This is a genomic window from Flavobacteriales bacterium (genome assembly GCA_020635395.1).
Lineage (GTDB): Bacteria > Bacteroidota > Bacteroidia > NS11-12g > UBA9320 > UBA987.
Genome location: JACJZV010000001.1, coordinates 920,496 through 931,947, shown reverse-complemented (window position 1 = coordinate 931,947; position 11,452 = coordinate 920,496). Strand labels below are relative to the sequence as shown.

Below are 11,452 nucleotides of genomic sequence, written 5' to 3'. Positions count from 1 at the left end.
TTTATTAGTCAATTAAAAAATATTTTTAGGTTCAACTATCGGGTAGTAACTATAAGATTTCATAGAATAGTTCTTTTGTTTTAGTAGAAACTAAAGTAAATTATTTAACAATTTTGAAATAAGAAACGGATTTTTAGAGCCTTTTTTAGTCTGACCAAACGGCAAGTTCATTGCCCGAAGGATCCTGAAAATGAAACCGTTTGCCACCAGGAAACGAAAAAATATCTTCTATCAGGCGGCCACCTTCAGCCACAATTTTGTTTCTGATCTCCTCCAAATTTTCGTGATATAAAACCACCAGAACGCCGTTACTATTTTTTTCGTCAGAATACTCAAAACCTCCCTGCAACCCGCTGTTATCAAAAGCAATATAGTCGGGGCCGTAGTCGGCAAAAGTCCAACCAAAACAGTGAGTATAAAACCTTTTTATTTCGGCCAAATTTTGGGCTTTAAATTCAATGTAGTTGATGTGATTGTTTTGTGTATTCATTGGTAAACCAATATTTTCTATGTCAGGCAAAGTTAATTTATTATTTCCCTGTTTTATAGAGGAAAATCTTTCAAATTGATTTGCTATTTTTGACTTATGAAATTAAAAATCATTTTAATCGTTTTTCTGTGTGTTGGTTTGGCGGTGGTAGATTGGGGATGTTGGTGGGGAAATTGTGGTGACTGAACCGTAAATTTTGATGTTATTGGCATTAATAGTTTTGATGTTTTTGATAAAACTGATGCAGCGGAAGTTCATAAAGATAAGAACTCAATCACAGATTTTTATCTTAATCTTAAATTTGAAATTAAAGAGTACACCTCAATTGAAGAAAGCATTTTTGGAACGTTCTCTTATGCCACGCCTCCTTGCGACCCTGATTATGTGACAAATTGGAATACAGATTCTGTCAGACTCATAAATCTAAGCGGAGATTCAACCCTAAATTTATCAAAAGATTTCTTTATTCCTCGATTCCCTGATAAATCTTTATCAGAACTAACCTCATCCGAATGGAGTGATATATGGAATTATCACTACGATGATATGTACATATATTCCAACGACAGCCAAATCCTCAACCAATACATAAACACAACCATTAAATTCAAAATTCAATTTTTTGGAAACGATGGGAAAGTTATCGAAGCTGTTGCACCTGAGTTTTATCTGATTGAATAGCGAAATCTCCATTATTTTTGCCAAAAAAAAAGAATGTCGGTAGAATACCACAACATCAAGGCAACTGATTTATTAAACCTAACTAAAGCTATTTTCCAGAAAATGGGATGCACTGCCGAAGATGCAGCTTTGGCCGCTGAAGTATTGCAAAGTGCCGACCTGCGTGGCATTGACTCGCACGGCGTGGCTCGATTGAGTGGCTATGTTCGCCTATGGAAGGCAGGCCGAATAAACGCCCAAGCCAAACCAAAAATAATACATCAAACGCACACTACCGCCACACTTGACGGCGATGGTGGTCTCGGGCTTACCAATGCATCAAAGGCTATGGACATTGCCATTGAAATGGCTGAAAAACATGGTAGCGGATGGGTAGCCATTCAAAACTCGAATCATTTTGGTATTGCAGGCTATCATGCCATGAAAGCCTTAAAACACGATATGATTGGCATGGCTTTGACCAATGCCAGCCCGCTGGTAGCACCAACTTTCAGCAAAGAACGATTGCTCGGCACCAACCCAATTTGCTATGCAATACCGGCTGGAAAACGAAATGCAGTGGTGATTGATATGGCTACCTCGGCGGCTGCCAATGGGAAATTGGAAATAGCCCAACGGCAAAACAAACCCATTCCTAAAGGTTGGCTTCAGGATAAAGATGGAAACGATACCGACAATCCGGCTGACTTAAAAGGTGGCGGAAGTCTGCTACCATTAGGCAGTCACAAAGAAATGGGGAGCCACAAGGGGTATGGGTTGTCGGCCTTTGTAGATATTTTTAGTGGGGTGCTCAGCGGTGCTAATTATGGTCCGTGGGTGCCACCATTTGTAAGTTTTTTGCCACTAGCAGACGGCATGCCCGGCCAGGGAATCGGCCATTTTGTGGGAGCCATGAGGGTGGATGGTTTTAGACCCATTGAAGATTTTAAACAGAATATGGACAATTGGATTGACCGATTTAGCAATGCCCAAACTATTGCTGGTAAAGAAAAAGTAATCATTCCCGGCCAACCTGAGCAAGCCATGTTTGAAGAGCGTGTAAATTCAGGAATCCCAATTATTGATGCGGTTTATCAGGATTTGAAAGAGGTTTGTATAGATTTGGGAGTGAGTGCCGATAGTTTTGGTGGCTTTAAGATTTGAGCATTAAGTAATAAGGCATTGACTCACATTGACTCAATTGATATCTAACTTCTCAAATCTAATTTCTCAAATCTATAAAGACTCCCCCTCCACCACAATATTGGGCGAAAACACAACCTCGTCCCAGGTGCGAGCCGAAAAGAAAAGCATTGCTTTTAGCCATGTTCTTGTGCAAAACCAGCCTATCTTTCGAACAAATTCTTTTATCGGACTTTCGTTGTACATGATGCCCTCAGAAACAGCAACTTTTGTAAAACCTACAGAATGCAATAGTTGCATAGCGGAAGCCTTATTTAAAAAAACCTCATGCGTAAAATCGGCAAAAGCAAAAACTCCGGCCAATGGTGCATCCATGTTGGGTGTTCGCAATATAATTTTTCCGCCGGGTTTCAAACCAGATTTTAATCGTTGAAGAAAATCAACCAGTTCATCTTTGCTCAAATGCTCAATTAAATCAACGGCAAAAATGACATCAAACTTTGCGTTTTCATTTTGTAAAAAATCATGAGCATCCGCTTGTTGTATATTTTTCACCCCAAAATGTTCGGCCATTTTTACCTGTTCCGGACTCAAGTCTATACCCGTAGTTTGATTGTAACCCAGTTCGTTTAGGGCTTTTATGAGCGAGCCAAAACCACAACCAATGTCCAAAATAGCAATGGATTTGTTGGTGGGAAGATGGTTCCCAAACTCCCATTTAAAATAGCGAACTTGTTGGTCGAAATGAGACTGTTGAATGGCCACATCCGTTTTGCCCGAATGGGTTGAATAATAATTCTCGTATAGGGTTTTGCGATACTTGTGCATACAAATCAGCGTGGTGCAAAGCAAAGGATTTTTTTTTTACTTGGTGTAACCGTGGAAACAAATTCCACATGCATAGAGGCATGTGGTAACAGGAATGCGGCTACCTTTTCTCAAAAATATAGTTTTCAACTAATTCAACTGCCGATAGTTTCAATCTATACTTCTATGCAACGAATCAACTAAATTTGTCCGTGCTTCTTTTTGGAATAGATAAAAATAGGTTGGAAGCCGGATGCGATGAGGCCGGAAGAGGTTGTTTGGCCGGTCCGGTAAGTGCCGCTGCAGTTATTCTGCATCCGAAAAAAAAGATTGCCGCTCTAAACGATTCTAAAAAACTAACTGCACGTCAACGCGAAAAGCTGAGACCTGAAATTGAAGAAAAAGCAATGGCATGGGCGGTTGCCATGGTTTGGCCGGAAGAGATAGACAAAATCAACATCCTTAATGCTTCTATAAAAGCCATGCATTTGGCATTGGAAAATCTAAAAACACAACCCGATTTTATTTTGGTTGACGGAAACCGCTTTAAACCATTCAAAGATATTTTGCATCAAACGGTGGTAAAAGGCGACGGAAAATATCAGAATATTGCCGCGGCCTCCATACTGGCAAAAACCCATCGGGATGAATATATGATGAAGCTACACCATGAATTTCCACATTATAATTGGGCTAAAAACATGGGCTACCCAACGCTTGAACACCGCCTAAAAATTGCCGAATTTGGCATCACCGAACACCATCGAAAGTCATTTAAAACAACTACATTGCAACTCAATTTATGGGAATAAAAAATATCTTTTCATTTTTGTTGATTATTGTCATTTCAACTTTAGGAATGGCTCAAAATCAAAAATACATTGGGCTTGATATTGGCCCCAAAGTTGATTGGTATCGTTTGGCCACCGGGGGCTCTCGCCCTTATTCGCCCAGCCTAAACCTTCACAACCCCATTGGTGCTTCATTTGGTATTATTGGAGGTATAAAAATTGACAACAAAATTTTATTGGAAACTGCCATTATCAAATCCGATTTCAGAACAAACATTGACATCATAAACGAAGATGGAAAGCGATATTTTGTGAACACACCCATCAATACCTTTACGTCCTACATGATTCCATTTAACTTTAATTTTATAAAACCTATTCAAAAAAAATACGATACACATTACTGGTATTCTGGCATTGGTATTACCACTCTGGTAAAAAAGAAACTGGGTTTAGACCAAACATATATCAGTCCTGAGGTTTTTGTGGATGAAAATGATTTAACACAAGGTAGCATTCAATACACTATAACCGGAAATGATTTTGATGCCGATTTAATTATGTTTAATCTAAATGCTGGCTACCAATACCCTCTAAATGAGGGAATTATGATTAATGTTTCGATGCAATTGAGGGCTGGCGTGGCCGGCAACAATTTCTTCGATTTAACCTACAAAACTCCTCAATATTCTGCCATTCAAAATACTATTTATACAAGCGGTTCGGGCATTCAATTCAACATTGGTTTTCGTTATTTTATTGAAAATGAAGATATTTAAAAGTTCATTTTTAATTTTGGGCAGTGCGAACGTTAGATAAAAAACATTTAACCCGAAAAGAAAAATGGCGTGAAATCATTTTTGAAGCCGACACTTCAGATGCTCGGCTGTTTGATGTAATCCTGCTCTGGGTAATTCTTTTTAGTGTATTTATTGTGATGCTGAGCAGTGTTGATTCTATTCAAACTCATTATGGCTCCATTTTAAAAATTGCTGAATGGTTTTTTACCATTGTTTTTAGCATCGAATATTTTTTGCGAATTTATCTCAGTCCAAACCCTCGAAAATATATTCTTAGTTTTTGGGGTATCATTGATTTGTTGAGCACCATTCCCACCTATCTAAGCCTTTTTATTTTTGGCCCACAATATCTGCTTACCATCCGAACATTGAGGTTGCTTCGGGTTTTTCGTATTATGCAACTTACCAGCTACAGCAGAGAGGCCAACTCGTTGGGTAAAGCCATAAAAGCCAGTGGGGCAAAAATTACTGTGTTTTTTGGGGCAATTCTAATAGTGGTAATCATTATGGGTACGCTCATGTTTGTAATAGAAGGTCCGGAAAACGGTTTTAGCAGTATTCCACGAGGAATATATTGGGCCATTGTAACCATCACAACCGTTGGCTACGGCGACATAACTCCAAACACCATATTGGGGCAAGTTTTGTCTTCAACCCTAATGATTTTGGGATATGCCGTCATAACTGTTCCCACCGGAATTGTGAGCGTAGAGTATGCCGATCAAAAAAGAAATAATAAAGAAATTCAACCTAAAAATGGTTGTAAAAACTGCCAAACCACAAATGATTTGGATGCCAAATTCTGCAAACATTGTGGGGAGAATTTAACCGAAAATTAAATCAGTCAATCACCTCGAAGCCCAAGTATTTGTGCAACACTTCGGGCATTTTTATCCCGTTTTCGGTTTGATTATTCTCCAACAAAGCAGCCACAATTCTTGGTAGAGCCAACGCACTTCCGTTCAATGTATGGCACAATTGTTTGTTGTTGTCTTTATCTCTAAAACGCAGTTTTAAACGGTTGCTTTGAAATGTTCCAAAACAAGAAACGGAACTTACCTCAAGCCATTTTTCTTGTGCAGCCGAAAAAACCTCCATATCGTAGGTCATGGCACTGGTAAAGCCCATATCACCCCCACACAAACGGAGCACCCGATAATGCAAGCCCAACTTTTGAAGCAAACTTTGCACGTAACTGCTCATTTGTTCTAAAATTTCGTATGAGTTGTTTGGGTGAGCAATTTGCACAATTTCAACTTTATCAAACTGATGCAAACGGTTCAATCCACGCACGTCTTTGCCATAACTTCCGGCCTCACGTCTAAAACATGGCGTATATCCAACATTGCGAATCGGTAGGTCTTCTTCGTTCAAAATTACATCTCGGTATATGTTGGTTATTGGCACTTCTGCCGTAGGTATGGCATATAAATTATCGATGGTGGCATGATACATTTGGCCCTCTTTATCAGGCAGTTGCCCTGTGCCAAAACCCGATGCCTCATTAATAAAAATGGGAGGTTGGATTTCCGAATATCCTTGTGCCAAGGCCTCATCCAAAAAGAAATTGATTAGAGCCCTTTGCAACCTTGCACCTTTGCCTTTATACACCGGAAAACCGGCTCCGGTTATTTTCACACCCAATTCAAAATCAATCAAATCGTATTTGGCGGCCAACTCCCAATGTGGTATGCTTTGGGTCAAGTTGGGCTTTTCGCCATGCGTTAAAACCACCTCGTTGTCTTCGGCAGTCTTTCCAAAAACCACTTTCTTATAGGGTGCATTTGGTATTTGGGTCAATAAATTATTCAGCTCATCACTAATGCTTCTTAATTCATTTTCGAGCACTTTCGATTGCTCTTTTATTTCACCGGTTTTAGCCTTCAAAACCTCTGCCTCATCACGTTTTCCGTCCTTAAAAAGATTGCCAATTTCTTTGGCAATGTTGTTCATTTCAGCCAAAAAACCGTCCAATTGTGTTTGAGTTGCTCTACGTTTTTCATCCAAATCAATGGCCTGTTTCAACTGCGGTTCAAAGTCTTTTCCGCGTTTGCTCAAACGTGTTTTAATATCTTCATAATTGGTTCTAAGTTGCTGAATTTCTAACATTTCTTTGTTTTAATGCCGCAAATTTGGTTTAAATGCAGCAAATTAGCAATGCAACATTAAATGCTTATGGGCTATTCGCTTTAAATTGTATGTTTGCCAAACGTTTAGCTAATTTGGCGACTATCAAAATTTCAAAAAAATGGATAAACATTTCGGCCATTTCATGGCTCATCGTCTCCGTTTTTCTGCTTTTTATTACATTAAAACCATATAACAAATCATTTAAAAATATTGATTCAAAAACCTACCGATATGCCGATTATACAACAGATACACTAGCTTATACGGTAGATTACAACGGCATTGTTGATGCAGTTGCCCGAGGAAACCACAAGGCCATTTTTGCCATTACGGCCAATGTTGATTTTGACTTTAGACTTAGGTCAAAAACAAAATTTGAGGGGCAAAAAGCTCGCATTTATTTATGGCGAAACGAAATTTTTGAGGATTCTTTCGACGTAGATTATGCTTCAAAAAAAACCTACTGTTTTGATATAAAAAAAGACGAAAACATTCGCATTTGGACAAAATCACTCACAGAACAAGCCGAGGTTGGCTTTAAACTTGAGCGAGTTACGCTGTTTTATCAACTCAGTCTTTACGCCATTATTTTTATATGGGTAGCGGTGGCATTGTGGTTTGTTTTTGCACTAAAAGTAAGGCACATTCTTTTGCCTTCGGTTATCTTTTTATTGGGTATTTTAAACGAACATTTATACCTTACCGACCATGGATATGTGGGCATGTTGGGCATTTTGCTAACAAGCCTTTTTTTAGCACTATCCAGCTACATGTCCAGCTTTATTTCTTCTAATATATGGCGAAATGTGATGCAATCGCTGATTGGTTATATTAGCATGGCAGGCATTGCGTTTTGTTCTATTTTCTCTTTTAATTACTGGAGATTTGGGTATAAAATGGATTTTGAAGCAATCGTTTCTGTTTTACAGAGCAACAGCACAGAAATGGTTGAATTTGTATCCAGAGAATTGCACATTTGGGCAATTTTGGCCGGCTTGGTTATCATTGGAATACCACTGCTTAATTGGTTTTTCTTTTCGTATAAAAACAACCGAACCTGGTCAAATTCATTTGTAATTATGGCTTGCGTTATAGGCGTTTCGGGCATTTTGTTGCTTTTTCAAAGTCAGTTTTTAAACGAGTTTTATACCGCCCGATGTCGCTACTATCACGAAATTGCAAAATTCAATCAGGTTCAAAATTCGTTTGCCCAAAATAAAAAATTAGAAGCATCTAAAGAGAAAAAGGGCGAAACATACATTGTGGTAATTGGCGAATCGCAATGCAAAGAGCATTTATCTCTCTACGGTTATCACAAAAAAACCTCTCCCTTTTTAGATTCTATGAAAGCCAACAATCAATTGGTGGTAATGCAAAATGCTTTTTCTTGCCACACACACACCATCATGGTGCTGCAACAAGCATTAACGCAGGCCAACCAGTACAACGGTTTGGATTATACGCAAGTTCCAACGCTCATTAGTGTACTCAACTCGGCTGATTTTGAGACGGTTTGGCTCAGCAATCAGGTAAAACTGAGTAACTGGGACAATGTGGTTTCGGCAATTGCTGAAGGATGTCAGAAAAAATATTTTATCAACAAAAATATCGGCGAAACGGTTTCCAACTCGCCCTATGATGAAAATCTAATTCCTGAACTGAAAGAGATTTTGGCCGACAAAACCGAAAAAAATCGGGTTGTGTTTGTGCATTTAATGGGCAATCATGCCAATTATGACGAACGTTACCCCACCGAAACCTTTGCCGGAATCCGCTCAAGAGCAAGAGCCGACTATGGCAAAAATGAAAACTTGGAGGACTGGATGCACTACGACAATTCCATGAAGTATAACGATTGGGTTATGCGTCAAATCATTGGATTAGTATCAAGTGACAAAGAATCCACATCGGCTCTTTTTTATATGAGCGACCACGGAGATGATTTGGAAGAAAAAAGAGGACACAACGTGGGACAATTTACTTTTCGGATGACACAAATACCGATGTATTTCTGGTTTTCGGATCGATACAACACAGCATATCCTGATAAGGTAAATCAACTTATAAAAAATGTAAACAAACCGGTTTCAAACGACGTAGTCTTTGAGACATTGCTTAGTATGTTTGATGTAAAAACGCCCTATTATCAGTCAAAATACGACCTATTTAGCAACAGCTTTTTTATAGATACACTCAAAACAAAACATGGCCGACTGCCATACATGGACGTTGAAAACGAGTTTTACTGGACGCAAAAAAATGTTGATTCTTTGAGAGCCAATCAACTGTTGCAAAAAATTGGGTCTCACCGAACCAACACGTTTGGAAAATGCAATGAAGTATTGAAATCAGGCCTAAAATTTATCGAAATAGATGTGTTGATGTCGGACAAATTGATGGTGGGACATGGCGAAAAAAAAGCAATGCCCGGCATCAGTTTAGAGCAATATTTACTGGAAATAAATCCGTACAAATTGGATAAAATTTGGTTGGACGTAAAAAACCTAAATTCGAGCAATAAAGACCAGATTTTATTGGAATTAATAAAACTTGATGCTCGGTTCAAACTCAAATCCAAACTTATTTTTGAAACAACGGCCACCTCAAGTTTCGTTTCAGAATTTGTGCAAAGTGGTTTTCATGTTAGCTACTACCTACCAACAGACATTGCATCGAAAACCCAGCCAGAGCAACAAAAGGCCGCAGTTTCCATTTTGGCACAACTAAAAAATCAACATATTTCAGCCATTTCATTTGATGTTTGGCTTTATCCATTTGTTAAAAAATATATGGAACCAAAGTTGCCAAAAAACATTGTTTATCACACTTGGGATTTAGAACTGCAGGTTCGAAATGGCTTGTTCTATAGTCAACTGCTGAACAAACCTTATTTATACGACCCACGTGTAAAATCAATTTTAGTGGGCTTTAAATCCGTTTTCGATTTGTGATTGCATTATTGAAATGTAGTTTTTCGAGTTATCGATTAGGAGCTGTGAAAAGAAACAGTTGTTTCAAAACTAAACCCTAAATTTGCCACAAAATATAGAACATGGCATTTGATTTATTGGTAATTGGAAGCGGACCCGGAGGATATGTTGCAGCTATTAGAGGTGCACAATTAGGCATGAAAGTGGCGGTGGTTGAAAAATCAGAATTGGGCGGCGTTTGTTTAAACTGGGGATGTATTCCCACCAAAGCCCTTCTAAAATCGGCTCAGGTTTTTCAGTACATTCATCATGCTGCCGACTATGGAATAAGTGTAAAAGATGCAAATGCAGATTTTCCGGCAGTGGTAAAACGCAGTCGGGATGTGGCCAACGGAATGAGTAAAGGCATTCAGTTTTTAATGAAAAAAAACAAAATTGAAGTTATTACAGGTTTTGGCAGGCTGGTAGGCAAAGGAAAAGTGGAGGTGGATAACAATGGTCAAAAAACTACTGTTGAAGCCAAAAACATTATCTTGGCCACAGGTGCAAGAGAGCGAGAGTTGCCACATTTAAAAATAGATCACAAAAAAATAATTGGATATCACGAAGCATTGGCATTGCCAAGTTTGCCAAAGTCCATGGTTATTGTGGGTAGCGGTGCCATAGGCAGCGAGTTTGCCTATTTTTATAATGCCATGGATACAGAAGTTACCTTAGTTGAATTTATGCCTAACATTGTTCCAAACGAGGACGAAGAGGTATCAAAAACACTTGAGAAAGAATTTAAAAAACAAGGTATAAAGGTGATGACATCATCATCGGTAGAAAAAGTGGATACCAGCGGAAAAGACTGTAAAGTATCTATAAAAACAGCCAAAGGAATGGAAGAAATGAACGTCGAAATCGTTTTGTCGGCGGTTGGCGTTCAAACCAATATTGAGGGTATTGGTCTTGAAACCATGGGAATAAAAACCGACAAAGGCCGGGTGTTGGTAGATGATTTCTACCAAACCAATGTAGCAGGTATTTATGCTATTGGCGACATCGTTCCTGGGCCGGCATTGGCACACGTGGCAAGTGCTGAAGGCATTATCTGTGTTGAAAAAATAGCCGGACACCACCCCGAACCGCTTGACTATGGAAACATTCCGGGTTGCACCTACACTTCTCCTGAAATTTCCTCGGTTGGTTATACGGAGGCAAAAGCAAAAGAAGCAGGATACGAAATTAAAGTGGGCAAATTCCCATTTTCGGCCAGCGGAAAGGCGAGTGCCGCCGGAGCCAAAGAAGGTTTTGTTAAGGTAATTTTCGATGCCAAGTATGGCGAATTTTTAGGTGCTCACATGATAGGTATGAACGTAACGGAAATGATTGCCGAAGTGGTTGCTGCCCGAAAATTGGAAACCACAGGACACGAAATCATTAAAACCGTACACCCGCACCCCACTATGAGTGAGGCCGTTATGGAAGCCGCCGCCGCTGCTTATGGCGAAGTGATACACCTTTAATAGATTGCGAGAAACATAAAGGCTTGGAGGCCAATAAAGTAACTAAAACTTCGTTTATTTGATCATGAAAAGAGTTTTAGCTGTTCTAAGTTTTATATGCCTTTTTTTGAGCAATGCACAGTCGAAGAACCTTAGTCAGAGTGGCAGAAATAAAGGAGGAATAAATTTTTCGGGATAGTGTCAAATATCCATC

10 protein-coding genes are annotated in these 11,452 nt (G+C 39.1%); 7 read left to right on the top strand and 3 right to left on the bottom strand.

What is annotated here, in order from left to right:
• Positions 1–145: 145 nt before the first annotated feature.
• Entirely contained in the window at positions 146–490 is a 345-nt protein-coding gene (locus H6607_04005; protein ID MCB9261515.1) for a VOC family protein, read from the bottom strand.
• 384 nt (positions 491–874) lie between these two features.
• Here H6607_04005 and H6607_04000 point away from each other — a divergent pair, with 384 nt between their 5' ends.
• Together H6607_04000 and H6607_03995 are read left to right on the top strand one after the other, a co-directional pair.
• On the top strand, positions 875–1,171 hold the full coding sequence (locus H6607_04000) for a hypothetical protein (protein ID MCB9261514.1): 297 nt from the start codon (positions 875–877) through the stop codon (positions 1,169–1,171).
• 33 nt (positions 1,172–1,204) lie between these two features.
• On the top strand, positions 1,205–2,314 hold the full coding sequence (locus tag H6607_03995) for an Ldh family oxidoreductase (GenBank protein MCB9261513.1): 1,110 nt from the start codon (positions 1,205–1,207) through the stop codon (positions 2,312–2,314).
• Positions 2,315–2,386: 72 nt separating this feature from the next.
• Here the strand turns inward: H6607_03995 and H6607_03990 are convergent, their stop codons facing one another.
• Positions 2,387–3,121: a class I SAM-dependent methyltransferase gene (locus H6607_03990; protein MCB9261512.1), complete on the bottom strand. Its 735-nt coding sequence runs from the start codon at positions 3,119–3,121 to the stop codon at positions 2,387–2,389.
• A gap of 191 nt (positions 3,122–3,312) precedes the next feature.
• On the opposite strand from H6607_03990, the gene H6607_03985 reads away from it, so the two are divergent.
• Genes H6607_03985 through H6607_03975 form a run of 3 tightly spaced genes read left to right on the top strand, consistent with a single transcriptional unit; the run spans position 3,313 to position 5,530 of the window.
• Complete coding sequence (locus tag H6607_03985; protein ID MCB9261511.1) at positions 3,313–3,912, top strand: ribonuclease HII; 600 nt, start codon at positions 3,313–3,315, stop codon at positions 3,910–3,912.
• Positions 3,903–4,670, top strand: a complete 768-nt coding sequence (locus tag H6607_03980) for a hypothetical protein (protein MCB9261510.1) — start codon at positions 3,903–3,905, stop codon at positions 4,668–4,670. Before H6607_03985 ends, H6607_03980 begins: the two co-directional genes overlap by 10 nt.
• 23 nt (positions 4,671–4,693) lie before the next feature.
• Positions 4,694–5,530 (top strand): ion transporter, encoded by an 837-nt coding sequence (locus H6607_03975; GenBank protein ID MCB9261509.1) that lies wholly within the window; start codon positions 4,694–4,696, stop codon positions 5,528–5,530.
• Position 5,531: 1 nt separating this feature from the next.
• Here the strand turns inward: H6607_03975 and serS are convergent, their stop codons facing one another.
• A complete protein-coding gene (gene serS / locus H6607_03970) occupies positions 5,532–6,800 on the bottom strand; it encodes a serine--tRNA ligase (protein ID MCB9261508.1) in 1,269 nt (422 codons plus the stop codon).
• Between the two features lie 113 nt (positions 6,801–6,913).
• Here serS and H6607_03965 point away from each other — a divergent pair, with 113 nt between their 5' ends.
• Together H6607_03965 and lpdA are read left to right on the top strand one after the other, a co-directional pair.
• The gene (locus H6607_03965) at positions 6,914–9,772 is read left to right on the top strand and encodes a phosphoethanolamine transferase (GenBank protein MCB9261507.1); all 2,859 of its coding nucleotides are present in this window, start codon (positions 6,914–6,916) and stop codon (positions 9,770–9,772) included.
• 101 nt (positions 9,773–9,873) lie between these two features.
• Entirely contained in the window at positions 9,874–11,259 is a 1,386-nt protein-coding gene (gene lpdA, locus H6607_03960; GenBank protein MCB9261506.1) for a dihydrolipoyl dehydrogenase, read from the top strand.
• The last annotated feature ends 193 nt before the right edge of the window (positions 11,260–11,452 follow it).

Coding starts and splice junctions, on each gene's coding strand:
- H6607_03990 (MCB9261512.1), bottom strand. CDS start 3,121: ATGCACAAGTATCGCAAAACCCTATACGAGAATTATTATTCAACCCAT.
- H6607_03995 (MCB9261513.1), top strand. CDS start 1,205: ATGTCGGTAGAATACCACAACATCAAGGCAACTGATTTATTAAACCTA.
- H6607_04005 (MCB9261515.1), bottom strand. CDS start 490: ATGAATACACAAAACAATCACATCAACTACATTGAATTTAAAGCCCAA.
- serS (MCB9261508.1), bottom strand. CDS start 6,800: ATGTTAGAAATTCAGCAACTTAGAACCAATTATGAAGATATTAAAACA.
- H6607_03980 (MCB9261510.1), top strand. CDS start 3,903: ATGGGAATAAAAAATATCTTTTCATTTTTGTTGATTATTGTCATTTCA.
- lpdA (MCB9261506.1), top strand. CDS start 9,874: ATGGCATTTGATTTATTGGTAATTGGAAGCGGACCCGGAGGATATGTT.